We start from the raw sequence: 25,316 nt of genomic DNA on the forward strand, positions 1-25,316 counted from the left end.
CATGAGCAACCAACTGTTCGACGCCTACTTCACCGCCCCGGCCATGCGCGAGGTTTTCTCTGACCGAGGCCGGCTGCAGGGCATGCTCGATTTCGAGGCGGCCCTGGCCCGTGCCGAAGCCGCCGCCGGGCTGGTGCCGCACGCCGTGGTGCCGGCGATCGAGGCCGCCTGCAAGGCCGAGCGCTACGACGTGCGGGCATTGGCCGATGCCATCGCCACCGCCGGCAACTCGGCGATCCCGCTGGTCAAGGCATTGGGCAAGGTGATCGCCAGTGGCGTGCCCGAGGCCGAGCGCTATGTACACCTGGGCGCCACCAGCCAGGACGCCATGGACACTGGCCTGGTGCTGCAACTGCGTGCGGCGCTGACGCTGATCGAAAGCGACCTCGGCAGCTTGGCCGACACCTTGGCCCGCCAGGCCCTGCAGCATGCCGACACGCCACTGGTGGGCCGCACCTGGTTGCAGCACGCCACGCCGGTGACCCTGGGAATGAAGCTGGCTGGCGTGCTCGGCGCCCTGACCCGTCATCGCCAACGCTTGAAGGAGCTGCGCCCGCGCTTGCTGGTGCTGCAGTTCGGTGGTGCCTCCGGCAGCCTCGCGGCGCTGGGCAGCAAGGCGTTGCCGGTGGCCGAGGCCTTGGCCGAACAGCTGCAACTGACATTGCCCGAGCAACCCTGGCACACCCAGCGCGACCGCCTGGTGGAGTTTGCCTCGGTGCTGGGCCTGATCGCCGGCAGCCTGGGCAAGTTCGGCCGTGATGTCAGCCTGTTGATGCAGACCGAGGCGGGCGAGCTGTTCGAACCCGCAGCGCCAGGCAAGGGCGGCTCCTCGACCATGCCGCACAAGCGCAACCCGGTGGGGGCGGCGGTGCTAATCGGCGCCGCCACCCGTGTGCCGGGGCTGGTTTCGACGCTGTTCAGCGCCATGCCCCAGGAGCACGAACGCAGCCTGGGGCTGTGGCACGCCGAATGGGAAACCCTGCCGGAAATCTGCTGCCTGGTGTCCGGCGCCCTGCGCCAGGCCCAGGTGATCGCCGAGGGCATGGAAGTGGACGCCCCACGCATGCGCCGCAACCTCGACCTCACCCAGGGGCTGGTGCTGGCCGAAGCCGTCAGCATCGTCCTGGCCCAGCGCCTGGGCCGTGATCGCGCCCATCATCTGCTGGAGCACTGCTGCCAGCGCGCGGTGGCCGAGCAACGCCACCTGCGCGCCGTGCTCGGTGACGAACCACAGGTCAGCGCCGAGTTGTCCGCCGACGAACTCGATCGCCTGCTCGACCCTGCCCATTACCTCGGCCAGGCGCGTGTCTGGGTGGCGCGTGCCGTGGCCGAACATCAACGTTTCATTGCCTGAAGGAGACCGCTGTGGCGCACGTGCAACTGGCCGATGGCGTACTGCATTACCAACTCGACGGCCCGGCGCATGCCCCGGTGCTGGTGTTGTCCAACTCGCTGGGTACCGACCTTGGCATGTGGGACACGCAGATCCCGGCCTGGAGCGAGCACTTTCGCGTGCTGCGTTACGACACCCGTGGCCACGGTGCCTCGGTGGTCAGCGAAGGGCCCTACAGCATCGAACAACTGGGTAACGATGTGCTGGCGCTGCTCGACGCGCTGGATATCCCCAAGGCCCACTTCGTCGGCCTGTCCATGGGCGGCCTGATCGGCCAGTGGCTGGGTATCAACGCAGGCTCGCGCCTGCTCAGCCTGACCCTGTGCAACACGGCGGCGAAAATCGCCAATGACGAGGTGTGGAACACCCGTATCGACACCGTGCTCAAGGGCGGCCAGCAGGCCATGCGCGACCTGCGTGATGCCTCCATTGCGCGCTGGTTCACCCCGGCGTTCGCCGCGGCCGAGCCGGCGATTGCCCAACGCATCACCGAGATGCTGGCGCACACCTCGCCTGCCGGTTACGCCGGTAACTGCGCCGCTGTGCGCGATGCCGATTTCCGTGACCAGCTCCAGCGCATCCAGGTGCCGACCCTGATCGTCGCCGGTAGCGCCGATGTGGTCACCACGCCGGAGCATGGCCGGTTCATGCAGGCTGGCATACTGGGTGCCGATTACGCCGAGTTCCCGGCGGCGCACCTGTCCAACGTCGAGGTCGGTGCGCCGTTCAGTGACCGCGTGCTCGATTTCCTGCTGGCTCGCTGAGGACATGCGCCATGGATGAGAAACAACGCTACGACGCTGGCATGCAGGTGCGCCGCGCGGTGCTGGGCGATGCCCATGTCGACCGCAGCCTGGAGAAACTCAACGACTTCAACGGCGAGTTCCAGGAAATGATCACCCGCCATGCCTGGGGTGATATCTGGACCCGCCCGGGGCTGCCACGGCATACCCGCAGCCTGATCACCATCGCCATGCTGATCGGCATGAACCGCAACGACGAGCTCAAGCTGCACCTGCGTGCGGCGGCCAACAACGGCGTGACGCGCGAAGAGATCAAGGAAGTGATCATGCAGAGTGCGATCTATTGCGGCATTCCGGCGGCCAACGCCACCTTCCACCTGGCGGAGTCGGTGTGGGATGAGTTGGGGGTTGAGTCGCGACAATAACGCCATCGCGGGGCAAGCCCGCTCCCACGCTAGATCTCGTGGGAGCGGCGGTGCGCCGCTGCGACTTGCCCCGCGATTTGCTAGACGGCTGCTTTCTTCTGGCGGATGGCCACCGGCCCGGCATTGGCTTCCACGGCCTTCTTCAGGTCGCCACACAATCCGGCCATGAACGCCAGCTCCGCCACCACGAACAACGGCCCGATGATCAGCCCGCTGACATCATCGACAAACGCCGGCTTGCGCCCTTCGTAAGCATGCCCGACAAACTGGATGATCCAGCCCACCACAAAAGCCCCCAGCCCGGCGCTCAGCCACAGCCCGGTGGCCTGCACGGCCAAGGCCTGGCCGGCCCACAGGCACAGCCCCAGCAACAACCCCATCACCAGGCCGAAACGCAGGTCCAGGCGCAGGTAGAACCACACCGACCAGGTGGCCAGCAGCAATGCCGGCGACAGCCACAAACCTGCCAGGTCCCAGCCCGGCCGCGACAGCAGGATGCTCACCGCCAGCACGATCAACGGAATACCGACGAAGTGGGTGGTGATATTGCGTGGGTCGCGATGATAGGCGGCGTATTGACTCAGGTGTTCGACGAGGTTTTTCATTGTTGTTCCTCCATCAGGGGTAGGCGCAGCTTGCCCCGTCCATTCGTCGTCGTCTGTCGCCTGGCCGACAGAGTCCGCTTTGCGAGGTGCCATGCACGATCTGCGTACCCAGTTGCTGCACGGGCAATGGTTCCGGCAGTTGCCCACCAAGGTTCAGGATAGCCTGCTGGCCCTGGCTCGAATCCGCGAGCTGGCGCCGGGGCAATGCCTGTTCCAGCGCGGCGATGCGCCGTGCGGGCTGTATGCGGTGCTCGACGGGGCGATGCGGGTGGGGGCGGTGAGCAGCGAGGGCAAGGAGGCGCTGTTGACCTTGGTCGAAGCGCCGTACTGGTTCGGCGAGATCAGCCTGTTCGATGGCCAGCCACGCACCCATGACGCCTTCGCGGAAGGGGCTACGCGATTACTGTGGCTCCCCCAGGCGCCTCTGCTCGAGTGGTTGGCGCGTGAACCGCAGCACTGGCGCGAGTTGGCGTTGCTGATGAGCCACAAGCTGCGCTGGGTATTCGTCGCCCTGGAGCAGCAGAGCCTGCTGGCCGCAGCGCCCCGGGTCGCCCACCGCCTGCTGCAGATCGCCGAGGGCTATGGCGAGCGCGATATCGCCCAGTGGCGCCTGCAACTGTCCCAGGAGCAGTTGGCGCTGATGCTGTCGCTGTCGCGCCAGACCATCAATCAGATCCTCAGGAACCTCGAACAATCCGGCGTGGTACGCCTGGGCTATGGCGAGGTGGAGATTGTCGATGCGCCGCGGCTGCGGGCAATGGCTCAGCATCCAGGCTGACCAGGGTCTCGATCATCGCCCGCGCCGCCGGCGACAGGCGATAGCCGCTGCGGCTGACCACCCCGCAACGCACGCTCAGCACCTCCAGCCCCGGTGGCAGGTTGCGCCAGTGCAGGCGCACCAGGGTACCGGCGGCCAGGTCCTCGGCCACCGCCTCTTCGCTGGCGCTGCCGACCGCGTCGCTGGCCAGCACCACGCTGCGCAGCACCGCCAGGTGCTCGGTTTGCAGGTGCGGGGTGAAGTCGTTGCGCCCGCTGAGGTTGGCCAGGCGCTTGCGTACCCCGGGGGCGAGCAGGGCGCAGGCCAGGGGGTAGGCGAACAGGTCGTTGGTCGACAGGCTGTCCTTGGCCAGCAGCGGGTGCCCGGGGCGGCAGAAGAACAGGCCGGGGCGTGGGTTGAGCGGTTCGGTGTGAAAGTTCGGGTCGGCCTCGAACGGGCGAATGTCATCGACGAAGAACTCGATCTGCTCGCGGCGCAGGGCCTGGCCCAGGCGCTCGGCGTTGTCCACCAGCAGTTGCGTGCGGATGCCAGGGTGGCGCTCGATGAACTGCTGCAAAGCCTCGGGCACCAGGCGTACCGCCAGGGCCGGGCCACTGCCGAAGTGCAGTTCGCCGGCGTCGAGCTTGGTCATCTGCAACACCTCGTTGTTCAGCTGGGCGGCGCCTTGCACGAGGCGTCGGGCGTGTTGCAGCACCACCTGGCCTTCGGGGGTGGGGGGCAGGGCTTTGTTGCCCCGGTCGACCAGGGTGCAGCCGAGGGTCTGTTCGAGGTTCTGGATGGCCCGGCTGAATGCCGGTTGGGTGATGCCCATGGCTTCGGCGGCGCGGACGAAACTGCGGTACTCGGTGAGGGCGATGAAATAGCGCAGTTGGCGGAGGTCCATGCTCGGGCTCTGGTGCGGGGATCAGGGCTCGGTTTTAGCTTTTGTTACATATAACGTCAAAGAATGTTATTTGATTTAAATATTCCTTTTTGTTCTTTTTAAGGCTGCCGGCCTCATCGCGGGGCAAGCCCGCTCCCACGATGTGGAAAGGGCGTGGGAGCGGGCTTGCCCCGCGATGGGCTTTACAGCAGATTCAACGGGTAGCTCACGATCAACCGGTTCTCATCGAATGCATTGGTGCTGTAGTCCCTGCGCATGGTGGAGTTGCGCCATTTCACCGACAGGTCCTTGAGGGCACCGGACTGCACCACATAAGCCAGCTCGGTCTCCCGCGCCCATTCCTTGCCGTCGTTCACCGTGCTGGTATGCACGTTGTCACCCTTGATGTAGCGGTTCATCAAGGTCAGCCCAGGGACACCGACGCTGACGAAGTTGAAGTCGTGACGCACCTGCCAGGAGCGTTCCTTGGCGTTGTCGAAGCTCGAGTTGTAGCTGTCGTTGGCCAGGGTACCGCCGCTGGTGCCGTTGACCCGCATCCAGGCGTCGTCGCCGCTGACCTTTTGCAGGCCAACATAGAAGGTATGCCCTTTGTAGCGTGCCGAGAGCAGGGCCGAAGCGGTGCGGTTGTCCAGCTCGCCGGCGCGTTCGCTGCCATCTTCCTTGCCGATGAAGTAACCGAGGTTGGCGCCCAGGGTCCAGTCACCCAATGGCTGGCTGTGCACCAGGTTGAGGTACTGCTGGCGGTAGATGTCTTTGAGTTGCGCATCCCACAGCCCAATCATCGTGCGCTTGTCGTTGAAGGTGTATTCACCACCCGCGAAGTTGAAGCGGTCGGAGGTAGCGGCGGCGCGGCCCTGCATGAACATGTCTTCCATGCTCGCGTCGTTGCGCGGGCTGTTGCCACGGAACTGGCCGCCATACAAGGTGAGGCCATCGATCTCCTTGGAGGTGAGCTGGCCGCCACGGAAAGTCTGAGGCAGCGAACGGCCATCGTCGGAACGCAGGATCGGCAGCACCGGCATCCATTCGCCGACCTTCAGTTCGGTCTGCGACAGGCGCGCCTTGAACGCCACGCCCAGGCGGCCGAAGTCATCGGCCGGGCGGCCATCGTCGTGCACCGGCAGCAGGTGCGTGCCGGCGGTGCCTTTGCCGCCGTCGAGCTTCTGCGAATACAGGCCCAGCACATCCAGGCCGAAACCGACGGTGCCCTGGGTAAAGCCGGAGCGGGCGTCGAGGATGAAGCTCTGGGTCCATTCCTCGGCCTTGCCCTGGGGGTAGGCCGGGTCGACGAAGTTGCGGTTGATGTAGAAGTTGCGCAGGTTGAGGCTGGCCTTGGCGTCCTCGAAAAAGCCGCTTTCGGCGGCCAGGGCGGGAAGGGCGCAGGACATGGCCAACAGGCCGGGCAGCAGCTGGCGTGCGGGGTGCAAAGTGCTCATCTGTCGTGGATCTCTTGTTTTTATTGGGCGAGCCGGGGCGCTGCGGGTGCGGGCCGCAGGGGACGGGCGTCTTTGTGAGAACTTGTGCAACGTTGCGTGGGCGATGGTGCGGGGGAGGGTGGGGGCGAGGCAATTCGCCGCAAGCGGAACGGGGCGATTATCGAACGTAATGTTGGTTGCCCCGCGATTGGCCGGTTCAGGCAACAAAAAGCCCACCGCGAGGGTGGGCTTGATGCTGTTGCCGGTGTGATCAGCCTTTTGGCGACTGTACCGACGCTTGCTGGTTGGTCTGCTCGTACCAGCCACCACCGAGGGCCTTGTACAGGTTGACCTCGCTGACCAGCTGCGACAGGCGATCGCCGATCAGCGACTGCTGGGCGCTGAACAGGTTGCGCTGGGCATCGAGGAAGGTCAGGTTGCTGTCGATGCCGATGCGGTAGCGGCGCTCGGCCAGGCGGTAGTAATCCTGGTTGGCGGCCACCAGGTCACGTTGCGCCTGCAACTGCTCTTCGAACGTCTTGCGTGCGGCCAGGCCATCGGCGACTTCCTGGAAGGCAGTCTGGATGGTCTTTTCGTACTTGGCGACGTTGATGTCCTTCTGGATCTTCGAGTAGTCCAGGCTCGCCTTCAGGCTGCCGGCGTTGAAGATCGGCAGGTTGATCTGCGGCTGGAACAGCCAGGTGCCAGAGCCACCCTTGAACAGGCCGCCCATGTCCGGGCTCAGGGTCCCGGCGTTGGCGGTCAGGCTGATGCTCGGGAAGAACGCCGCGCGGGCGGCGCCGATGTTGGCGTTGGCGGCCTTGAGCAGGTGCTCGGCCTCCTGGATGTCCGGACGGCGTTGCAGCAGGTCGGACGGCAGGCCCGCCGGCACTTCGGCCAGCTGGTCGGCGTTGAGCTCCAGCGGCTGGGGCAGGGTGGCCGGCACGCCGGTACCCACCAGCACGGTCAGGCTGTTGAGGTCCTGGGCGACCAGTCGCTGGTACTGCGCGTACTTGACCCGGGCGCCTTCCACGGCGGTGCGTGCCTGGCTGACGTCGAGCGCCGACGCCACACCCACCTCGTTGCTGCGGCGGGTGAGGTTGTAGCTCTCTTCGTAGGTTTTCAGGGTTTCCTGGGTCAGCTTGAGCAGCGCCTGGTCGGCCTGCCAGGTGTAATAGGCGTTGGCCACGCTGGCCACCAGGCTGATCTGCGTGGAGCGGCGCGCCTGTTCGCTGGACAGGTAGGTTTCCAGGGCCTGCTGGCTCAGGCTGCGCACGCGGCCGAACAGGTCCAGCTCGTAGGCACTGACGCCGATCGTTGCCGAGTACTGGCTGGTGATGTCTGCCTCACCGGTTTGCGACACGTTCCCCGGTACCCGCTGACGGCTGCCGCTGCCATTGGCAGAAACAGCCGGGTACAGGTCGGCACGGGCGATGCGGTACTGGGCGCGGTAGGCATCGATGTTCAACGCTGCCACGCGCAGGTCGCGGTTGTTTTCCAGCGAGCTCTGGATCAGCTGCTGCAGCGCCGGGTCGTGGAAGAACTGGCGCCAGCCCTGTTCGGCAGCGGCGACGTTGGCGGTTTCGGTCGGCGAGTACGCAGGGCCTTGCGGCCACTGCGCGGCGACCGGCGCTTCCGGCGTCTGGTAGTCGGGGATCAGCGAGCAGCCGCCGAGAATGAAGGCGGTAACCGCCAGGGACAGCAAAGACTTGGTCATTGCCCAGCCTCATAACGTGGAGTTTCAGGGGTGGCGTCGGCTTTCGGCTCTTTGCTGCCGAACAGCGACGACACTGCTACGAAGAACAGCGGTACCCAGAAGATGGCCAGCACGGTCGCACTGATCATGCCGCCGATCACCCCGGTGCCGATGGCATGCTGGCTGCCGGCGCCCGCGCCGCTGGCGATGGTCAACGGTACCACGCCGAGGATGAACGCCAGGGAGGTCATGATGATCGGGCGCAGACGCATGCGGCACGCCTCGATGGCGGCGTCGTACAGGCTGCGGCCCTGCTCGTGCAGTTCCTTGGCGAATTCGACGATCAGGATCGCGTTCTTGGCCGCCAGGCCGATGGTGGTCAACAGGCCGACCAGGAAGTACACGTCGTTGGACAGCCCGCGCATGCTGGTGGCGATCAGCGCACCGATGATACCCAGGGGCACGACCAGTACCACGGCGATCGGGATCGACCAGCTTTCGTACAGCGCTGCCAGGCAGAGGAACACGAACAGGACCGAGAGGGCGAACAGCGCCGGCATTTGCGAGCCGGAGAGTTTTTCCTCGTAGGACATGCCGGTCCAGGAGTAGCCGATACCGGCTGGCAGTTCGCCGGCGATGCGCTCGACTTCGGCCATGGCTTCACCGGTGGAGTAGCCCGGGGCCGGGGCACCGAGGATCTCGACCGCTTCAACGCCGTTGTAGCGCGACAGTTTCGGCGAGCCGTAGGTCCATTCGCCCTTGGCGAACGAGGAGAACGGCACCATCTCGCCGGCGCCATTGCGCACGTACCATTTCTGCAGGTCTTCCGGGCTCATCCGCGCGTTGGGCGCGCCCTGGATGTAGACCTTCTTGACCCGGCCACGGTCGATGAAGTCGTTGACGTAGTTGCCGCCGAGGGCGATCGACAGGGTGCTGTTGATGTCGGCGATGGTCACGCCCAGGGCGCTGGCACGTTCGTCATCGATGGTCAGCTGGTACTGCGGTTCGTCGTTCAGGCCGTTCGGGCGCACTGCGCTGAGGATCTTGCTCTGCGCGGCCTTGGCCAGGAACTGGTTGCGCGCTTCCATCAGCTTGACGTGGCCGACACCGGCGCGGTCCTGCAGGAACACGTCGAAGCCGGTGGCGTTACCCAGTTCCAGCACCGCAGGCGGGGCGAAGGCGAACACCATCGCGTCACGGAAGCTGAAGAAGTGCTGCTGGGCGCGTTGCGACAGCTTGAACACGCTGTTCTCGGCCGAACGTTCGCCCCACGGCTTGAGCATGATGAACGCCATGCCCGAGCTCTGGCCGCGGCCGGCGAAGTTGAAGCCGTTCACGGTGAACACAGAAGCCACGGTGTCGGCTTCTTCCTTGAGCAGGTATTCGCGCATCTGGTCGACCACCACCTGGGTGCGCTCGGCACTGGAGCCGGCCGGGGTCTGCACCTGGGCGAACAGCACGCCCTGGTCTTCCTCGGGCAGGAACGCGGTGGGGATGCGGGCGAACAGCCAGATCATGCCGACCACGATCAGCGCGTAGGCCAGCAGGAACGGCACCTTGTTGCGCAGGATGGTACCGACGCTGCGCTCGTAGCCGACCACGCTGCGGTCGAAGTTGCGGTTGAACCAGCCGAAGAAGCCGCGCTTGGCCACATGGTGCTCGCCCTTTTTCAGCGGCTTGAGCATGGTGGCGCACAGGGCCGGGGTGAAGATCAGCGCGACCAGTACCGACAGGCCCATGGCCGAGACGATGGTGATCGAGAACTGACGGTAGATCACACCGGTGGAGCCGCCGAAGAAGGCCATGGGCAGCAGTACCGCCGACAGCACCAGGGCAATACCCACCAGCGCGCCCTGGATCTGCTCCATCGAGCGCTTGGTCGCCTCCTTGGGCGGCAAGCCTTCCTCGGACATGACCCGTTCGACGTTCTCCACCACGACGATGGCATCGTCCACCAGCAAGCCGATGGCCAACACCATGGCGAACATGGTCAGGGTGTTGATGCTGAAGCCGGCCGCCGCCAGGATGCCGAAGGTACCCAGCAACACCACGGGTACGGTCATGGTGGTGATGATGGTGGCGCGGAAGTTCTGCAGGAACAGGTACATCACCAGGAACACCAGGACCACGGCTTCGATCAGGGTGTGGATAACCCCGCTGATCGATTCGGTGACCACCGGGGTGGTGTCATACGGGAACACGGCCTTCACGCCAGGCGGGAAGAAGGGTTCCAGGTCGCTGATGGTCTTGCGCAGCGCCTTGGCGGTATCCAGGGCGTTGGCGCCGGTGGCCAGCTTCACGGCCAGGCCGGAGGCGGGTTTACCGTTGAACTGGGCGCTGACGGCGTAGTTCTCGCCGCCCAGACCGACCTGGGCGACATCGCCCAGGCGCACCTGGGAGCCGTCGCTGTTGACCTTGAGCAGGATCTTTTCGAACTGCTCGGCGGTCTGCAGGCGGGTCTTGCCGATGATGGTGGCGTTGAGCTGGGTACCTGGCAGGGCCGGCAGGCCGCCGAGCTGGCCGGACGACACCTGCACGTTCTGCGCGGCAACCGCGGTGCGCACGTCGACCGGGGTCAGCTGGAACTTGTTGAGCTTGGCCGGATCGAGCCAGATACGCATGGCGTACTGTGCACCGAACACCTGGAAGTCACCCACGCCTGCGGTCCGCGAGATCGGGTCCTGCATGTTGGAGACGATGTAGTTGGCCAGGTCGTCCTTGGTCATGCCGCCGTCTTCGGACACCAGGCCGATCACCAGCAGGAAGTTCTTCACAGCCTTGGTGACGCGGATACCTTGCTGCTGTACCTCTTGCGGCAGCAGCGGGGTGGCCAGGTTGAGCTTGTTCTGCACCTGCACCTGCGCGGTGTCGGCGTTGGTGCCCTGCTCGAAGGTGGCAGTAATGGTCATGCTGCCGTCGGAGTTACTTTCCGACGACACATAACGCAGGTTGTCGATACCGTTGAGCTGCTGCTCGATCACCTGCACCACGGTGTCCTGCACCGTCTGCGCCGAGGCGCCCGGGTAGGTCACGGCGATGGCGATGGCCGGCGGCGCGATGCTCGGGTACTGGTTGATCGGCAGCTTCAGGATCGACAAGGCGCCGACCAGCATGATCACCAGGGCGATCACCCAGGCGAAGATCGGGCGATCGATAAAGAACTTCGACATGGTTTACTCCGCTTTGGCGTCTGCTTTCGCCGCGTTGGCCTGATCGGGGCCGGCCGGCTTCTTGACGTTGGTGGCTTCGCTGACCTTGACCTCGACGCCTGGGCGTACGTATTGCAGGCCTTCGGTAATCAGGCGGTCACCCGGGTTCAGGCCTTCCTCGATCAGCCAGTCGCTGCCCAGGGTACGGCTGGCCTTGAGCTGGCGCAGTTCGACCTTGTTTTCCTGGTTGACCACCAGTGCGGTCGGCGCGCCCTTGAGGTCGCGGGTCACGCCCTGTTGCGGGGCCAGGATGGCGTTGGCATTGACCCCGGCCTTGAGGCGGGCGTGCACGAACATGCCCGGCAACAGGGTGTGGTCGGGGTTGGGGAAGATCGCGCGCAGGGTCACGGAGCCGGTGGTTTCGTCGACTGCAACTTCCGAGAACTCCAGGCGGCCCTGCTGCTTGAACAGGCTGCCGTCTTCGAGCACCAGCTGCACTTGCGCGGCGTTGTCACCGGCCTTCTGCAACTGGCCGCTTTCCAGGTCACGGCGCAGCTTGAGCAGCTCGGCGGTGGACTGGGTGACGTCGACATAGACCGGGTCGAGTTGCTGGATGGTGGCCATGGCGTTGGTCTGGCCATTGCTCACCAGCGCGCCTTCGGTGACCGAGGAACGGCCGACGCGGCCGCTGATCGGTGCCAGAACCTTGGTGTAGCGCAGGTCGATCTGGGCGCTCTTGAGCGCGGCTTCTGCCTGCAATCGTTTGGCATTGGCATCGTCGTATTCCTGCTTGGAGACGGCCTGCTCGTCGATCAGTTGCTTGTAGCGTTCGGCCAGCGAGCGGGTAGCCTGCAGGTTGGCCTGGGCGTTGGCCAGGTTGGCCTCGTAGACGGCGGGGTCGATCTGGTAGAGCTGCTGCCCTTCCTTGACGTCGCTGCCTTCCTTGAACAGGCGCTTGAGGATGATGCCATTGACCTGCGGGCGGACTTCGGCGATGCGGTAGGCCGTGGTGCGCCCCGGCAGTTCCGAGGTCAGGGTGAAGGACTGGGGTTGAACGGTGACGACGCCGACCAGAGGAGCCTGCGGCGCAGGCGCGGCTTCTTCTTTCTTACAGCCACTGAGCAGGGTTGCCAGGGCCACGGCGGAAACCAGGGCGGTTACGGCTGGCTTGAATTGCATGAGGATCCTCGGGTCGCTGGAGCAAGGGAGCTCAAGAATAGTGGAAGTGTCTTGTCAGAAAAACGCTATCCGGTGGATTAATAGCTTGCTACCGAATATACTTACATTCATGCTTGTTTGTAAATACCGCCGGTGGATTGCATACCCCCCCACCGCGAACCGCTCAATTACCCCGGGAACGGCCCCTGAAGAGGCGACCCCGGCCTGATTCCCGCCCGCCAGAAGTGCGTGCGGGGCCTGAAGAGGTTGTGTTGCCATGGTCCGTCGAACCAAAGAAGAAGCCCAGGAAACCCGCGCCCAGATTATCGAGGCGGCGGAAAAGGCCTTCTACAAGCGCGGGGTTGCGCGAACCACACTGGCCGATATCGCTGAGCTCGCGGGGGTGACCCGTGGCGCGATCTACTGGCATTTCAGCAACAAGGCCGACCTGGTCCAGGCGCTGCTCGACTGCCTGCACGAAACCCACGACCACCTGGCCCGGGCCAGTGAGAGCGAGGATGAACTCGACCCGCTGGGTTGCATGCGCAAATTGTTACTGCAAGTGTTCAACCAACTGGTGCTGGATGCCCGAACCCGGCGTATCAATGAAATCCTGCACCACAAGTGCGAGTTCACCGACGACATGTGTGAGATTCGCCAGCAACGGCAGAACGCGGTACTCGACTGCCACGTAGGTATAGCCCTGACCCTGACCAACGCCGTGCGGCGTGGGCAATTGCCTGCCGACCTCGATTGCGATCGCGCTGCCGTGGCGATGTTTGCCTATGTTGATGGCCTGATTGGGCGCTGGTTGCTGCTGCCGGACAGTTTCGACCTGCTGCGCGATGCCGAAAAGTGGGTGGACACCGGGCTGGATATGCTGCGCTTGAGCCCAAGCCTGCGCAAATGACACTTTGTGAAGGATTGTGAGGAAGTGTGGGTTGCTCGGCATTAAATAGGGATTAACAACCGGGGCTGCCGCGCAGCCCATTCGCGGCACAAGGCCGCTCCTACAAGGGATCGCGCACTTCTGTAGGAGCGGCCTTGTGCCGCGAAAGGGGGGCGAAGCGCCCCCGGCGATCTCAGCGCCCGCGCAGTTGCCGATCCGGCAACGCCAGCGCAGCCAGCAACCCAAGCAGCGAAGCCCCTGCACTGGCCAGCAACAGATTCCTGAACGTTTCCAGCAAGCGCGCCTGGGTCTCAGGGTCTGCCTCACCTGCCTTGAGGCTGCCCAGCAGGGGATTGCCCAGCAGCTCGAAACCACCCTGCTGCAACAACGCCAGCAGCAGGCTGGACATGCACGCCACCCCCATCGCCCCGCCTAGCGAACGGAACAGGTTGGTGGTGCTGGTGGCCACGCCGATGTCCTTCGCCTCCACTGCACTCTGGGTACCCACCAGCGAGGTGGGGAACTGCAACCCGCAGGCGATCCCGGTCAGCAGCATGAACAATGCGCTGAGCCAACCCGATTGCGGCGGTGTCAGGGCCATGGCGGCGATGGCAGCCGGCATCAGCAGCGCGCCGGTCAGGATCTGTGGCTTGAAACGCCCGGTGCGGCTGGTCATGCGGCCACCGGTGAACGCGCCGAGCGGCAGCCCCATGGCCAGCGGCAGCAGGTGCAGTGCGGCGCTGTCGGCGCCGGCCCCGGTGATGCCCTGGTAACGCAGGGGCATGAGCATGGTCAGCGATATCGACTGAAAGCTGGCGAAGAAGATCACGCACCAGCACAGCACCGCGACCCGGTTGCCGAACAGGCTCATCGGCAGCAGTGGCTCACGGCAGCGTCGCTCATGGGTGACGAACACCAGCAGCCCGAGCAGCGCGCCGCCCAGCAGTACCAGTACCGGTGTCGACTGCCAGGCATGCCCCTGGCCGACCAGGGTGATGCCCAGCAGCAGGCTGCCCAGGCCAATGATCATCAACACCGCGCCCAGGTAGTCCACCTGAACCTCGCGGCGTTTCACCGACAACCCGTCGAGGGCACGGTGGATCGCCCACAGCGCCACCAGCCCCAGCGGCAGGTTGATCCAGAACACCCAGCGCCACGACAGGTACTCGGTCAGCCAGCCGCCCAGCACCGGCCCGGCGACACTGGCCAGGGCGTACATGCTGCTGAAATAGCCCTGGTAGCGGCCGCGTTCGCGCGGCGGCACGAAGTCGCCGATGATCGCCTGGCTCACCGACACCATGCCGCCTGCGCCGATGCCCTGCAGCACCCGCGCCAGCACCAGCTGCGGCATGTCCTGGGCCAGGCCGCAGGCGATCGAGGCGAGGGTGAACAGCGCGGTGCCGGTGAGGATCATGCGTCGCCGGCCATACAGGTCGCCGAGCTTGCCGTAGATCGGCACGGCAATGGTCATGGCCACCATGTAGCCGGAGATGACCCAGGCCAGCAGGCCGACATCGTTGAACTGGGCGGAGATCGCCGGCAGCGACACGGCGACGATGGTCTGGTCGAGGGCACCGAGGAAGATCGCCAGCATCAGGGCGGTCAGTACGCTGCGAAGAACGGTAGGGGGCAGGGCGGCGGTCACAAGGGCACCTTGTTGTCATTGCCAGTGACGTGGGCGCTGGTTCGTGGGAGCGGCGGTGCGCCGATGCGACTTGCCCCGCGATGTCGTCGCAAAGGCCATTGCCATCGCGGGGCAAGCCCGCTCCCACAAAACCCGCGTCCAGCATCTGAAGCTGAGAGCTGAGGAAGGAAAGATTGTAACCTGAGTTGAGTAGCTTCCTATGTACTCTGTGCATCCCCTATGCAAGATCGGCATTGGCGCATTCATCCAGTGCTGCATGGCTGCGTGATATCGTGCAAAGGTCGCAGAGGCTGAAATCCGGGGCCTGCACCAGCATGGTGCAGCGTTTTGCCGCAGGGTTTCGCGTTGCTGTATTTCCACACCTTTTATTCCTCTGCCTGCATGACGAGCATGACCGCCCCGATGGCGACGGTTGGATCAGTCAGGTAGACCCGATACAGGGGTCGGTTGTCAGCCGTTCAACATTTCTTATTACAAGCGGAGTGATCATGCCCAAGGCTTCCCACCACGATCTGCGTTTTGCCTTCCGCGAACTGCTCGCTTCAGGTTCGTGCTATCACACCGCCTCGGTCTTCGACCCCATGTCTGCGCGGATCGCCGCCGACCTTGGCTTTGAAGTCGGCATTCTCGGCGGCTCGGTTGCCTCGTTGCAGGTATTGGCTGCGCCGGACTTTGCCCTGATCACCCTCAGCGAGTTCGTCGAGCAGGCCACCCGTATCGGCCGCGTTGCCCAGCTGCCGGTGCTCGCCGATGCCGACCATGGCTACGGCAACGCCCTCAACGTCATGCGCACGGTGATCGAACTGGAGCGGGCCGGGGTGGCTGCCCTGACCATCGAGGATACCTTGCTGCCGGCCCAGTTCGGCCGCAAGTCCACTGACCTGATCCCGGTGGAAGAGGGCGTCGGCAAGATCCGCGCTGCATTGGAAGCCCGCGTCGATTCGGCCATGGCGATCATTGCCCGGACCAACGCCGGGGTGCTGAGCACTGAAGAAATCATCGTGCGCACCCAGAGCTACCAGAAGGCCGGTGCCGATGGCATCTGCATGGTGGGGGTGAAGGACTTCGAGCAACTGGAACAGATCGCCGAGCACCTGAACGTGCCGCTGATGCTGGTCACCTACGGCAACCCGAACCTGCGTGACGACGAGCGCCTGGCGCGCCTGGGCGTGCGCATCGTGGTCGACGGCCACGCCGCCTACTTTGCCGCGATCAAGGCCACTTACGACTGCCTGCGCCTGCAGCGTGGCCAGCAGCACAAGTCGGACAGCCTTAACGCCACCGAGCTCTCGCACACCTACACCCAGCCGGAGGACTACATCCGTTGGGCCAAGGAATACATGAGCGTCGAGGAGTGACCGGCGCGCGGCGCCGTCGCGTTATCTGACGGCACTCAAGGTTGCGGTGTGGGGCACGCAGTGTTCCAGCGCGCAACTGGCCGCGGTATTGGGTTGGCTGCGCAGCAGCTCGACCCGCCAGCAGGCCGAGCCGTAGAGCCCCACGACGGCGGCCAGGGCAAAGACCAGCGCGCAACGCCTGGACTTGATACTCATGGTGCTTACCTCCTGTTTTTGTAACAGGTGATAACGGTAAGCATAGGTCTGTCCCGGATATCTGCACTGTACTCATTGCCAGCGAGCCCGCGTGCTGGTGGGGTGAACCGTTCACGATTTGCAGCGCCTATGAGATCGAGCGCCGCCCGCGCGGTGCATCGCGGGACAAGTCGCATCGGCGCACCGCCGCTCCCACATCTGTTTCGGGCCAGTCTCTCCTGGACCTTCACCTTGTCCGCCTTGTTGGTACGACGCGGTTTCAGTATGGGCGTTGCCGCCGCCCCACATGACTCAAGGCATGCACCAAGGCAGGCGCCGGTACTTTCACAGGACTCATTGGCCCGAAACAAATGTGGGAGCGGCGGTGCGCCGATGCGACTTGTCCCGCGATGCGCCGCGCGGGCGGCGCTCGATCTCGAGAGCGCTGCAAGGCTATCGCCCTACACCTGGCACCCACCCACCCCTAAAGCCCCAACCCCCGATCCCACTCCGGCTCATCCCCAAACCGCTCCACCAGAAAGTCCAGCATGCTGCGCAAGGTCGCCGGCATGTGCTTGCGCGAAGTGTACACCGCGTTCAGGTTCAGCTCCCGTGGCCGTGCCTCGGGCAGCAGGCGCACCAGTTCGCCGCTGCGTAGCGCACTGGCCGCCTGGTAAGTGGGCAGCATGGCGATACCGGCGCTGGCCAGCGCGGCCTTCTGCAGGGTCATGGCCTCGTTGGCGCTGATATTGCCCTGTACCGGCACGGCGACACTCTGCCCGTCCACCTCGAAATGCCACAGGCTATGGCCGAAGTAGGCATGGGTCAGGCAGTTGTGCCCGCTCAGTTCCTCCACCCGCATCGGTGTGCCGTGCTCGCGCAGGTACGCGGGGCTGGCGCAGACCACCGAGCGGCACACGCTCAGGCGTCGGGCGATCAGGTTGGGGTCGACGTCGTTGCTGGTGCGGATCGCCAGATCGATGCGTTCGTCCACCAGGTTGACGGTGCGATCGAGCATTTGCAGCTCCACCTTCACCCCGGGGTAGCGCTTGACGTAGGCCGCCAGCGCATCCACCAACTGAGCCTGGCCGAACGAGGTGCTGACGCTGATGCGCAGCTCGCCGCGGGGGGCATCATCGGGCTGGCGCACGGCGTGTTGCAGGTCGCCGGCCAGTTCCAGCAGCTGCCGGCAGCGCGGCAATGTCTCCTGCCCGGCGGCGGTCAGGCTGAGCTTGCGCGTGGTGCGCTGCATCAGCCGGGCGCCGACCCAGTCCTCCAGCTCCGCCAGGTAGCGCGATACCACTGGCCGGGAAAGCTCCAGATGATCCGCCGCCGCAGACTGGCTGCCCAGGTCGACGACGGTGACGAAGACGCGCATGGCGTTCAGACGGTCCATGATTTGCCCGATTTCAGAAATGAACTATGTCGCAGCATCGCATTTTTTGTAATGAATCGGGCAACTAAGCTGTGCTCCATCGACTCACTCATCAGGAAGCAACCATGTCACTGTTCACGCCCCTGCGCGGCCTGCTGCTGGCCTGCGTCACCCTCGCTGGCCAGGCCATGGCTGCCGATCCGCTCAAGCTCGACGTCTACAACCCTGGCCATGACGCCATCTTCCCGGTCAGCTCGGTGATCGTCAGTGGCGAACACGACGCGATCCTGGTCGATGCGCAATTCGGCAAGGGCCAGGCCGAGCAGGTGGTCGAGCGCCTGCGCAAGAGCGGCAAGCAACTGACCACCATCTATATCAGCCACGGTGACCCGGACTACTACTTCGGCCTGGACACGCTCACCCAGGCGTTCCCCAAGGCCCGGGTGGTCGCGTCGGCCGCCACCGTTGCCCATATCCGCAACACCATGGATGCCAAGCTCGCCTACTGGGGCCCGCAAATGGGCGCCGACAAACCGGGCAAGCTGGTCGTGCCAGACGTGCTCGACGGCCATCAGCTGAAGCTCGAAGGCCAGGCGCTGGAAGTCGTCGGCCTGGACGGCCCGCAGCCGGATCGCAGCTTTGTCTGGATCCCATCGATCAAGGCCGTGGTGGGTGGCGTGGTGGTGTCCGAGCACATCCATGTGTGGATGGCCGACACCCAGACCGCGCAATCCCACGCCGACTGGTTGGCAACCCTGGCCAGGATCGAGCAACTGGCGCCGCGTACCGTGGTCCCCGGGCACTACCTGGGCGACAGCAGCCGTTCACTGCAGGCCGTGCGCTTCACCGCCAACTACATTCGTGACTTCGATACCGAAACCGCCAAGGCCGGCAACGCCGACGCACTGATCGCGGCGATGAAAAAGCGCTACCCGAACCTGGCCGACGAAAGCTCCCTGGAACTGGGAGCCAAGGTCGCCAAGGGCGAGATGAAGTGGTAATTCCATTCAACCTGTTGGAGTGTTTCCCATGAGCAAGATCGCAATCATCGGCGCCACCGGGCGTGCCGGCAGCCAACTGCTGGAAGAGGCCCTGCGCCGTGGCCACAGCGTGGTCGCCATCGCCCGTGATCCGTCCAAGCTGCAAGGCCGCGAAGGCGTGACCGTCAAGGCGCTGGACGCCAAGGACAGCGCCGCCCTGCAGGCGGCGGTCAGCGGCTGTGACGCGGTGCTGAGCGCCGCGCATTTCTCCACCCTTGAACCCCAGGCCGTCATCGAGCCGGTCAAGCGCGCCGGGGTGAAGCGCCTGCTGGTGGTCGGCGGTGCCGGCAGCCTGCTGCTGCCGTCCGGGCAGCGGGTGATCGACAGCCCGGATTTCCCCGAGGCCTACAAGGCCGAGGCCAATGGCGGCGTGCGTTTTCTCGATGCGTTGCGCCAGGAGCCGGCGCTGGACTGGACCTTTCTGTCGCCGTCGGCGGAGTTCGTCGAGGGGGAGCGCAGCGGGCACTACAAACTGGGCAAGGATCACCTGTTGATCGGTGCCGAGGGCAAGAGCTGGATCACCTTCGCCGACTATGCGATCGCGATGATCGATGAGCTGGAGAAGCCGGCGCACTCGAAGGCGCGGTTCACCGTCGGCTACTGAGTCGCCTGTATTGGCCCTATCGCCGGCAAGCCGGCTCCCACAGGTACAGTGCCGGCCTTGAGAGGCACACGATCCATGTGGGAGCTGCGGTTCGCCGCTGCGACTTGCCGGCGATGAGGTCAGAGCAAGCAGCACAAGGCTCATGTTCCTACCCGTGGCAGCGGGGGCGCAACGCGCCCCTGGTGTTCTAGTGCCTAGCACGCTCCTGCAACCACTCCATCAATTCGACCAACCCCGCCGCCATGGTCTTCGACGGGCTCACCAGGTAATACCCTTTGCCGGTCGTCACCTTAAGCCCGAACGGCATGCACAACCGCCCGCCGCGCAGGTCATCGCCGATCAGCGCCCAATCGCCGATGGCGATCCCCGTACCCTGCGAAGCCATGGCCATCGCCATGTCCAGGGTCTCGAAATGCTGCTTCGGCCCTTGTGGCTCGAACCCGGCTCCTGCCGCCTGCAACCACAGCCGCCAGTCATGTTCGTCCCGCGAGGGGTGCAGCAGCATGTGCCGCGTCAGGTCCTGCAATTGCTGCAACGGCAATGGCCCGTTCAGCAGCGAGGGCGCGCAGACCGGCGTGAGTTGTTCATCGAACAGTTTGCGCACCTGCAGCCCATGGTTCGGCACGGCGCCATACACCACGGCCGCATCGAAGCCTTCATGGCGGAAGTCCACACCGTGCTGCACCGTGGTGGTCAGCTCCACCGGCACGTCCGGGCGCAAGGCCTGCCACTCCATCAGGCGTGGCAACAGCCAGCGCATCACGCAGGTTGGCGCCTTGAGCTGCAACGTGCTGCTGCGCCCGCCGACCTCGCGCACGCCTTGCTCGACCAGGGCGAAGATCTGTTGCACTCGAGGCAGCCAGTCCTGCCCTTCGCGGGTCAGTGCCAGGCCACGCGCCTGGCGCTGGAACAACGGGTAGCCCAGGTGCTCCTCGAGCCCGGCGATCTGCCGGCTGACCGCACCCTGGGTGATATGCAGCTGCTGCGCGGCGCGGGTGAAATTGCAGTGTTGGGCGGTCACCAGGAAGGTATGCAGGGCGGGCAGGGGCGGTAGGCGTTTCATCGTGGTAAGCCATGATGTGAAGTCATGGCTAGTATGTGTTTTTTTGCATTGTGGCGGTAGCCGCGGATTGGTTCCATGAACACCGATTTCAACAAGATTCGGGTATTCGATCATGGCAACCTGCGGCGAAGTGTTGGTCAAACTCCTCGAAGACTATGGCGTTGACCATGTCTTCGGTATTCCCGGTGTGCATACCGTAGAGCTGTACCGTGGCCTGGCGGCGTCGTCCATCCGCCACATCACCCCGCGTCACGAGCAAGGCGCCGGGTTCATGGCCGATGGCTACTCGCGTACACGCGGCAAACCGGGGGTGTGCTTCATCATCACCGGCCCAGGCATGACCAATATCACCACTGCCATGGGCCAGGCCTATGCCGACTCGATCCCGATGCTGGTGATCTCCAGCGTGCAGTCGCGCAGCCAGCTCGGCGGCGGGCGCGGCAAGTTGCATGAGCTGCCCAACCAGTCCGCCCTGGTCGCGGGCGTGGCAGCCTTCTCGCAAACGCTGATGAGCGCCGACGACCTGCCCCAGGTGTTGGCCCGGGCCTTTGCCGTGTTCGATGGCGCGCGGCCACGCCCGGTGCATATCGAGATTCCGCTGGACGTGCTGGTCGAGCCCGCCGATCACCTGCTGGCGGCGCGGCCCATCCGTACCAGCCGCGCGGGCGCTGCGCCGCAGGCAGTACGGCAGATGGCCGAGCGCCTGGCCAAGGCACGTCGGCCACTGATTCTCGCCGGGGGTGGTGCGTTGGCGGCTGGCGCGGCGCTGGCCCGACTGGCCGAGCACTTGCAGGCGCCAGTGGCGCTGACCATCAATGCCAAGGGGCTGCTGCCGGCGAACCACCCTTTGCAGATCGGTTCGACCCAGACGCTGCCGGCTACCCGTGCGCTGGTCGCCGAGGCCGATGTGGTGCTGGCCATCGGCACCGAGCTGGCCGAGACCGATTACGACGTGACGTTCAAGGGCGGCTTCGAGATCCCCGGCAGCCTGCTGCGCATCGATATCGACCCGGACCAGACGGTGCGTAACTACTTGCCCGAGCTGGCGCTGGTGGCCGATGCCGAGCAGGCCGCCGAGGCGCTGCTCGCAGCCCTGCAAACGCAACCGCAGCCACCCCGCGACAGTGAGTGGGGCGCCGCGCGTGCCGCGCGCCTGCGCCAGGACAATGAGGCGACCTGGGACCCTGTGACCCTGAGCCAGACGCGCCTGCTGACCGGCATCCTGGAAACCTTGCCCAATGCCATCCTGGTCGGCGATTCGACCCAGCCGGTGTACACCGGCAACCTGACCCTGGACATGGCTCATCCACGCCGCTGGTTCAATGCGTCGACCGGTTACGGCACCCTCGGCTATGCCCTGCCCGCTGCCATGGGCGCCTGGCTGGGCAGCGCCGAAGTGCCCGCCCGGCGAGCGCCGGCGGTGTGCCTGATCGGTGACGGCGGCCTGCAGTTCACCCTGCCGGAACTGGCCAGCGCGGTGGAAGCGCAGGTGCCGCTGATCGTGCTGCTGTGGAACAACCAGGGGTATGAGGAAATCAAGAAGTACATGGTCAACCGGGCTATCGAGCCCGTGGGCGTGGATATCCATACCCCAGACTTCATCGGCGTGGCGCGGGCGTTGGGGGCCGAGGCCGAGAACGTGGGTGATGTCGCGCAGCTGCAGGCGGCGCTGGGGCGGGCGGTGGAGCGTCGCGGGCCGACATTGATCCAGGTGGATCAGGCGCAGTGGCAGGCTGCTGTGGTGGGTTAAACCGTTGTGATCCATCGCGGGGCAAGCCCGCTCCCACGAACCCTTGAGCGCTTTCCAAGGGCGTCGTGGGAGCGGGCTTGCCCCGCGATGTGTTCACTCAGCCAGCGCTGGCACGCAACCGCGCCACATCTCTGATCGGCGGCGCGCCATACAGCCGGCTGTATTCACGGCTGAACTGCGATGGGCTCTCATACCCCACCCGATACCCCGCCACCGCCGCTTCCAGCCCGTCATTGAGCATCAGCCGCCGCGCCTCTTGCAGGCGCAACTGTTTCTGGTACTGCAACGGGCTCATCGAAGTCACCGCCTTGAAGCGGTGATGCAGGGTCGAGGTGCTGAGGTTCACTTCGCGTGCCAGGTCTTCGATGCGCAGCGGTTGCTGGTAATGCTGGTTGAGCCAGCTGATCGCCTGGCACACCCGGTGGGTCTGGCTGTTGGACAGGGCGATCTCGTACAGGCGGTGGCCCTGCGGCCCACGCAGCAGGCGGTAGAGAATCTCGCGGCGGATCAGCGGCGCGAGGATCGGGATATCGCGCGGGGTATCCAGCAGGCGGATCAGGCGCAGCAGGGCATCCAGCAGCTGCGGGTCGCTTTTTTCGACGAACAGGCCGCGGCCGGAAGGCAAGTTGGGCACCACCATCGGGCTGCTTTCGGCGATCAGCTGGCTGATCTGCGCCGGGTCGATGTCCAGGCGCAGGCCGAGGGCCGGGTGTTCCGGGCTGGCCTTGAGCAGCGCGCCGCTGATCGGCAGGGTCACCGACACCACCATGTAGTTCAGTGGGTCGTAGGCATAGTGCTCATCGCCCAGGATCAGGGTCTTGCTGCCCTGGGCCAGGACGCACAGGGCCGGCTGGGCCAGGGCGGGCATGCCGCGAATATCCTCGCGGTAGCAGGTGAGGTAGAGGTCATCGATGGGCGAGGCCGGGCCATAGGGTTCACCGGCATGGCGCAGGATCAGCCCGGCCAGCTCCTGGCGCTGCTGTTCCAGGGAGGGTTCAAGGGGCGGGGGAGTGGTCATGGCGGGTTTCCTCTGCTGACCGACGCAGCATAGGTTTGGGCAATGCCGGGCGCTAGTCGGATGCTGCAGATCGATTGCCTGATCCTGCAGCGCTGCAGGATCAGGCAATCGGCCGGCAGTAATGGCCTAACGTCGCGCGAGGGGTGGCCCCTAACCTTGGCAGCCTGTTTCTCGCCCCTGGCTTCAAGGAGATCGTTCATGACCCTTCAGCAACCGGTCACTCATTTGGCGTTCATCCGCGCCAGCAACGGTCGTTCCGCGGAACTCGGCGTACGCCTGCGCGACTTGCTCGAGCCTACGCGGCGCGCGCCGGGTTGCCTGGCGTTCAGTGTGCAACGCTCGCAAGTCGATGCCGACCTGTGGCTGCTCAGCGGCAGCTGGTGCGACCAGCAGGCGATGAGTGGCTATTTCGCTTCGCCGACGCTGAACGTGTTCGGTGAGCTGGTGCAGGCGCAAGTGGTCAGCAGCCTGGACCTGCATACCTTTGCCTGATCTTGCGGCCCAATTGCCGACAACCCCATATCCCGTTGACTTGCACATTCCCTGTGGGAGCCGGCTTGCCGGCGATGGGGCCGGAACAGGCAACCCTGTCAGGTGTACAATGCCGCCCTCGATCACACAGGCGCAGAGCAGCATGGCACGTAAAGAGTTCCCTCACTTCGAAGCGGTTTCGGCAATGGTCCCGGTGGAAGGCGGCGGCTACAACGCGGCGATTGCCGTGAAGGCCCTGAACATGGGCGGTGCGCCGCGCTTCCACAAGGTCCTCGAGGGCCAGGTGTTCACTTCCGCCATCGCCGCCGACGCGGCTGCCTGCGCCGAACTCGAACGCCTGCAGGGCGTGGGTGAGGAAGGCGAACTGATCTTCTGATCAGACCTGCGGGCGGCTCATCTTGAACAGCTCGCCCAGCGCGAAGTAGTCCGCCGGGCCGCCGCCACGCAGGATCGGTTCGGCGGCGGCGGTGTTGTAGATGCCGTCCTTGAGCAGGTGTTCGGCAATGTGCACGGCCACCACTTCGCCAAGGATCAGCCAGCTGGGCACCATTTCCTGGTCGGCCCGCTTGAGCTGGACGATCTGGCTCACCTTGCATTCGAAACTCACCGGGCTTTCGCCCACCCGTGGCACCTTGACCAGGTTCGAGGCCGCTGGGGTAAGGCCGCTGAGGACGAACTCGTCGACTTCCGCCGCCACGGCGGCGCAGCTCTGGTTCATTTGTTCGGCCAAGGGCCGGGTGGCCAGGTTCCAGACGAACTCGCCGGTCTGCTCGATGTTGTTCAGGCTGTCTTTGCGCCCGACGCTGCAGAAACCGATGATCGGCGGGATGTAATTGAAAGCGTTGAAGAAGCTGTAGGGCGCCAGGTTCAGGCGGCCTTCGCGGTCGTGGCTGGAGATCCAGCCGATGGGCCGGGGGCCGACGATGGCGTTGAACGGGTCGTGGGGCAGGCCGTGGCCTTTGGCGGGTTCGTAGTAGTACATCTGCGCAAGGCCGCGAGGCCCTTCCTGGTTGGGAACGAGGCGCCTAGTGTGCCAAGGCTTTGCCTGGCTGGAAATGATCAAGCCCGGCCGAAGCCGGGCTGGTTGCACGCTTTCAGCAATCAGCTGAAGCGGTGAGCGTTGGTGCGGTCGAAGCCGTTTTCGGCAAAGCGTTGGCCGTTGGTGCGGTCGAAGCCATCTTCGGCAAAGCGTTGGCCATTGGTGCGGTCGAAGCCATCTTCGGCAAAGCGTTGGCCATTGGTGCGGTCGAAGCCGTCTTCGGCGAAGCGTTGGCCATTGGTGCGGTCGAAGCCGTCTTCGACGAAGCGTTGGCCACCGGTGCGATCAAAACCATCTTCTGCGTAGCTGTTCGACTGGCTCTGGACGGCGGCGAAGGTGTGGGCACTGGTACGGTCGAAACCGTCTTCAGCGAAAGCGCCAGTGGTCAGAACCGAGAGGGTCAGGGCGAGGATCAGTTTGTTTTTCATGGTCGTTGCTCCGGTGGATCAGTGGGTTGTTTGTTTCTATGGGTTCAATGCTACGCCGATTAAATTGATTAAAAAGCGCAAAAAGTAACGTAAAACAATCGATTTAATCGATTTGTTTGGGCGTGCTTGTTCCTCGTCGAAAGCAGTGTCTGGCCTTGTCAGGCCATGCGAACGATGTGGCTTTTTCAGTCGGCCA

The 25,316-nt window shown here is 64.8% G+C and carries 24 protein-coding genes; 11 read left to right on the forward strand and 13 right to left on the reverse strand.

Features of this window, described 5'->3' with window-relative positions; genetic code table 11:
- The first annotated feature begins 1 nt into the window (after nt 1).
- From DM373_RS11700 to pcaC, 3 genes are read left to right on the forward strand one after another with little or no spacing between them, the layout of a single operon-like run.
- Complete coding sequence (locus tag DM373_RS11700; RefSeq protein WP_110993733.1) at nt 2–1,354, forward strand: 3-carboxy-cis,cis-muconate cycloisomerase; 1,353 nt, start codon at nt 2–4, stop codon at nt 1,352–1,354.
- Nucleotides 1,355–1,365: 11 nt separating this feature from the next.
- Nucleotides 1,366–2,157, forward strand: coding sequence for a 3-oxoadipate enol-lactonase (gene pcaD, locus DM373_RS11705; protein WP_110993734.1), 792 nt, complete (start codon nt 1,366–1,368; stop codon nt 2,155–2,157).
- A gap of 11 nt (nt 2,158–2,168) precedes the next feature.
- Nucleotides 2,169–2,561, forward strand: coding sequence for a 4-carboxymuconolactone decarboxylase (gene pcaC, locus DM373_RS11710; protein ID WP_070093782.1), 393 nt, complete (start codon nt 2,169–2,171; stop codon nt 2,559–2,561).
- Nucleotides 2,562–2,641: 80 nt separating this feature from the next.
- On the opposite strand, the gene DM373_RS11715 is transcribed toward pcaC, so the two are convergent.
- Nucleotides 2,642–3,166 carry an Mpo1 family 2-hydroxy fatty acid dioxygenase gene (locus DM373_RS11715; RefSeq protein ID WP_110993735.1) on the reverse strand — a complete coding sequence of 175 codons (525 nt, stop codon included), beginning with the start codon at nt 3,164–3,166 and terminating at the stop codon, nt 2,642–2,644.
- Nucleotides 3,167–3,257: 91 nt separating this feature from the next.
- Here DM373_RS11715 and DM373_RS11720 point away from each other — a divergent pair, with 91 nt between their 5' ends.
- The gene (locus tag DM373_RS11720) at nt 3,258–3,944 is read left to right on the forward strand and encodes a Crp/Fnr family transcriptional regulator (RefSeq protein ID WP_110993736.1); all 687 of its coding nucleotides are present in this window, start codon (nt 3,258–3,260) and stop codon (nt 3,942–3,944) included.
- On the opposite strand, the gene DM373_RS11725 is transcribed toward DM373_RS11720, so the two are convergent.
- From DM373_RS11725 to ttgA, 5 genes are all read right to left on the reverse strand, one after another.
- Nucleotides 3,844–4,827, reverse strand: coding sequence for a LysR family transcriptional regulator (locus DM373_RS11725; RefSeq protein ID WP_110993737.1), 984 nt, complete (start codon nt 4,825–4,827; stop codon nt 3,844–3,846). The two genes, DM373_RS11720 and DM373_RS11725, sit on opposite strands and share 101 nt — an antisense overlap.
- A 182-nt stretch (nt 4,828–5,009) precedes the next feature.
- The gene (locus DM373_RS11730) at nt 5,010–6,263 is read right to left on the reverse strand and encodes an OprD family porin (protein WP_110993738.1); all 1,254 of its coding nucleotides are present in this window, start codon (nt 6,261–6,263) and stop codon (nt 5,010–5,012) included.
- Nucleotides 6,264–6,513: 250 nt separating this feature from the next.
- The gene (locus DM373_RS11735; RefSeq protein WP_110993739.1) at nt 6,514–7,959 is read right to left on the reverse strand and encodes an AdeC/AdeK/OprM family multidrug efflux complex outer membrane factor; all 1,446 of its coding nucleotides are present in this window, start codon (nt 7,957–7,959) and stop codon (nt 6,514–6,516) included.
- On the reverse strand, nt 7,956–11,108 hold the full coding sequence (gene ttgB, locus DM373_RS11740) for a multidrug efflux RND transporter permease subunit TtgB (protein WP_110993740.1): 3,153 nt from the start codon (nt 11,106–11,108) through the stop codon (nt 7,956–7,958). Before ttgB ends, DM373_RS11735 begins: the two co-directional genes overlap by 4 nt.
- Before the next feature lie 3 nt (nt 11,109–11,111).
- Nucleotides 11,112–12,266, reverse strand: coding sequence for a toluene efflux RND transporter periplasmic adaptor subunit TtgA (gene ttgA / locus DM373_RS11745; RefSeq protein ID WP_110993741.1), 1,155 nt, complete (start codon nt 12,264–12,266; stop codon nt 11,112–11,114).
- Nucleotides 12,267–12,522: 256 nt separating this feature from the next.
- Here ttgA and DM373_RS11750 point away from each other — a divergent pair, with 256 nt between their 5' ends.
- Nucleotides 12,523–13,155, forward strand: a complete 633-nt coding sequence (locus tag DM373_RS11750; RefSeq protein WP_110993742.1) for a TetR family transcriptional regulator — start codon at nt 12,523–12,525, stop codon at nt 13,153–13,155.
- Between the two features lie 172 nt (nt 13,156–13,327).
- On the opposite strand, the gene DM373_RS11755 is transcribed toward DM373_RS11750, so the two are convergent.
- Nucleotides 13,328–14,779 (reverse strand): MDR family MFS transporter, encoded by a 1,452-nt coding sequence (locus DM373_RS11755; RefSeq protein ID WP_110993743.1) that lies wholly within the window; start codon nt 14,777–14,779, stop codon nt 13,328–13,330.
- A gap of 488 nt (nt 14,780–15,267) precedes the next feature.
- Here DM373_RS11755 and DM373_RS11760 point away from each other — a divergent pair, with 488 nt between their 5' ends.
- Nucleotides 15,268–16,137 (forward strand): isocitrate lyase/PEP mutase family protein, encoded by an 870-nt coding sequence (locus DM373_RS11760; protein ID WP_110993744.1) that lies wholly within the window; start codon nt 15,268–15,270, stop codon nt 16,135–16,137.
- A 21-nt stretch (nt 16,138–16,158) separates the two neighbouring features.
- On the opposite strand, the gene DM373_RS28945 is transcribed toward DM373_RS11760, so the two are convergent.
- The gene (locus DM373_RS28945; protein WP_167409830.1) at nt 16,159–16,332 is read right to left on the reverse strand and encodes a hypothetical protein; all 174 of its coding nucleotides are present in this window, start codon (nt 16,330–16,332) and stop codon (nt 16,159–16,161) included.
- Nucleotides 16,333–16,795: 463 nt separating this feature from the next.
- Nucleotides 16,796–17,707, reverse strand: coding sequence for a LysR family transcriptional regulator (locus tag DM373_RS11765; protein ID WP_110993745.1), 912 nt, complete (start codon nt 17,705–17,707; stop codon nt 16,796–16,798).
- 104 nt (nt 17,708–17,811) lie between these two features.
- On the opposite strand from DM373_RS11765, the gene DM373_RS11770 reads away from it, so the two are divergent.
- A complete protein-coding gene (locus tag DM373_RS11770; protein ID WP_110993746.1) occupies nt 17,812–18,687 on the forward strand; it encodes an MBL fold metallo-hydrolase in 876 nt (291 codons plus the stop codon).
- Between the two features lie 28 nt (nt 18,688–18,715).
- Nucleotides 18,716–19,330 carry an NAD(P)-dependent oxidoreductase gene (locus DM373_RS11775; RefSeq protein WP_110993747.1) on the forward strand — a complete coding sequence of 205 codons (615 nt, stop codon included), beginning with the start codon at nt 18,716–18,718 and terminating at the stop codon, nt 19,328–19,330.
- A gap of 187 nt (nt 19,331–19,517) precedes the next feature.
- Here DM373_RS11775 and DM373_RS11780 read toward each other — a convergent pair whose 3' ends face one another.
- Nucleotides 19,518–20,393: a LysR substrate-binding domain-containing protein gene (locus tag DM373_RS11780; protein WP_110993748.1), complete on the reverse strand. Its 876-nt coding sequence runs from the start codon at nt 20,391–20,393 to the stop codon at nt 19,518–19,520.
- A gap of 112 nt (nt 20,394–20,505) precedes the next feature.
- On the opposite strand from DM373_RS11780, the gene DM373_RS11785 reads away from it, so the two are divergent.
- Nucleotides 20,506–22,143, forward strand: coding sequence for a 5-guanidino-2-oxopentanoate decarboxylase (locus tag DM373_RS11785; RefSeq protein WP_110993749.1), 1,638 nt, complete (start codon nt 20,506–20,508; stop codon nt 22,141–22,143).
- 97 nt (nt 22,144–22,240) lie between these two features.
- Here the strand turns inward: DM373_RS11785 and DM373_RS11790 are convergent, their stop codons facing one another.
- Entirely contained in the window at nt 22,241–23,161 is a 921-nt protein-coding gene (locus DM373_RS11790) for an AraC family transcriptional regulator (RefSeq protein ID WP_110993750.1), read from the reverse strand.
- 198 nt (nt 23,162–23,359) lie between these two features.
- Here DM373_RS11790 and DM373_RS11795 point away from each other — a divergent pair, with 198 nt between their 5' ends.
- Both DM373_RS11795 and DM373_RS11800 read left to right on the forward strand, forming a co-directional pair.
- Nucleotides 23,360–23,653 (forward strand): antibiotic biosynthesis monooxygenase family protein, encoded by a 294-nt coding sequence (locus DM373_RS11795; protein WP_110993751.1) that lies wholly within the window; start codon nt 23,360–23,362, stop codon nt 23,651–23,653.
- 142 nt (nt 23,654–23,795) lie between these two features.
- The gene (locus DM373_RS11800) at nt 23,796–24,029 is read left to right on the forward strand and encodes a hypothetical protein (RefSeq protein ID WP_110993798.1); all 234 of its coding nucleotides are present in this window, start codon (nt 23,796–23,798) and stop codon (nt 24,027–24,029) included.
- Here DM373_RS11800 and DM373_RS11805 read toward each other — a convergent pair whose 3' ends face one another.
- Both DM373_RS11805 and DM373_RS11810 read right to left on the reverse strand, forming a co-directional pair.
- Entirely contained in the window at nt 24,030–24,635 is a 606-nt protein-coding gene (locus tag DM373_RS11805; RefSeq protein WP_110993752.1) for a flavin reductase family protein, read from the reverse strand.
- Nucleotides 24,636–24,754: 119 nt separating this feature from the next.
- Nucleotides 24,755–25,120, reverse strand: coding sequence for a heme utilization protein (locus DM373_RS11810; RefSeq protein ID WP_110993753.1), 366 nt, complete (start codon nt 25,118–25,120; stop codon nt 24,755–24,757).
- Nucleotides 25,121–25,316 lie beyond the last annotated feature (196 nt).

The sequence above is a fragment of the Pseudomonas sichuanensis genome (assembly GCF_003231305.1).
In the GTDB taxonomy this organism is placed as follows: domain Bacteria; phylum Pseudomonadota; class Gammaproteobacteria; order Pseudomonadales; family Pseudomonadaceae; genus Aquipseudomonas; species Aquipseudomonas sichuanensis.

What these genes read in the sequence shown, in the direction of transcription:
- DM373_RS11725 (WP_110993737.1), bottom strand. Translation starts at nt 4,827, where the DNA reads ATGGACCTCCGCCAACTGCGCTATTTCATCGCCCTCACCGAGTACCGC.
- DM373_RS11715 (WP_110993735.1), bottom strand. Translation starts at nt 3,166, where the DNA reads ATGAAAAACCTCGTCGAACACCTGAGTCAATACGCCGCCTATCATCGC.
- DM373_RS11780 (WP_110993748.1), bottom strand. Translation starts at nt 20,393, where the DNA reads ATGAAACGCCTACCGCCCCTGCCCGCCCTGCATACCTTCCTGGTGACC.
- DM373_RS11790 (WP_110993750.1), bottom strand. Translation starts at nt 23,161, where the DNA reads ATGACCACTCCCCCGCCCCTTGAACCCTCCCTGGAACAGCAGCGCCAG.
- DM373_RS11750 (WP_110993742.1), top strand. Translation starts at nt 12,523, where the DNA reads ATGGTCCGTCGAACCAAAGAAGAAGCCCAGGAAACCCGCGCCCAGATT.
- ttgB (WP_110993740.1), bottom strand. Translation starts at nt 11,108, where the DNA reads ATGTCGAAGTTCTTTATCGATCGCCCGATCTTCGCCTGGGTGATCGCC.
- DM373_RS28945 (WP_167409830.1), bottom strand. Translation starts at nt 16,332, where the DNA reads ATGAGTATCAAGTCCAGGCGTTGCGCGCTGGTCTTTGCCCTGGCCGCC.
- DM373_RS11805 (WP_110993752.1), bottom strand. Translation starts at nt 24,635, where the DNA reads ATGTACTACTACGAACCCGCCAAAGGCCACGGCCTGCCCCACGACCCG.
- pcaC (WP_070093782.1), top strand. Translation starts at nt 2,169, where the DNA reads ATGGATGAGAAACAACGCTACGACGCTGGCATGCAGGTGCGCCGCGCG.
- DM373_RS11765 (WP_110993745.1), bottom strand. Translation starts at nt 17,707, where the DNA reads ATGGACCGTCTGAACGCCATGCGCGTCTTCGTCACCGTCGTCGACCTG.
- DM373_RS11785 (WP_110993749.1), top strand. Translation starts at nt 20,506, where the DNA reads ATGGCAACCTGCGGCGAAGTGTTGGTCAAACTCCTCGAAGACTATGGC.
- DM373_RS11760 (WP_110993744.1), top strand. Translation starts at nt 15,268, where the DNA reads ATGCCCAAGGCTTCCCACCACGATCTGCGTTTTGCCTTCCGCGAACTG.
- DM373_RS11800 (WP_110993798.1), top strand. Translation starts at nt 23,796, where the DNA reads ATGGCACGTAAAGAGTTCCCTCACTTCGAAGCGGTTTCGGCAATGGTC.
- DM373_RS11720 (WP_110993736.1), top strand. Translation starts at nt 3,258, where the DNA reads ATGCACGATCTGCGTACCCAGTTGCTGCACGGGCAATGGTTCCGGCAG.
- ttgA (WP_110993741.1), bottom strand. Translation starts at nt 12,266, where the DNA reads ATGCAATTCAAGCCAGCCGTAACCGCCCTGGTTTCCGCCGTGGCCCTG.
- DM373_RS11730 (WP_110993738.1), bottom strand. Translation starts at nt 6,263, where the DNA reads ATGAGCACTTTGCACCCCGCACGCCAGCTGCTGCCCGGCCTGTTGGCC.
- DM373_RS11795 (WP_110993751.1), top strand. Translation starts at nt 23,360, where the DNA reads ATGACCCTTCAGCAACCGGTCACTCATTTGGCGTTCATCCGCGCCAGC.
- DM373_RS11775 (WP_110993747.1), top strand. Translation starts at nt 18,716, where the DNA reads ATGAGCAAGATCGCAATCATCGGCGCCACCGGGCGTGCCGGCAGCCAA.
- DM373_RS11700 (WP_110993733.1), top strand. Translation starts at nt 2, where the DNA reads ATGAGCAACCAACTGTTCGACGCCTACTTCACCGCCCCGGCCATGCGC.
- DM373_RS11735 (WP_110993739.1), bottom strand. Translation starts at nt 7,959, where the DNA reads ATGACCAAGTCTTTGCTGTCCCTGGCGGTTACCGCCTTCATTCTCGGC.
- DM373_RS11810 (WP_110993753.1), bottom strand. Translation starts at nt 25,120, where the DNA reads ATGAAAAACAAACTGATCCTCGCCCTGACCCTCTCGGTTCTGACCACT.
- DM373_RS11770 (WP_110993746.1), top strand. Translation starts at nt 17,812, where the DNA reads ATGTCACTGTTCACGCCCCTGCGCGGCCTGCTGCTGGCCTGCGTCACC.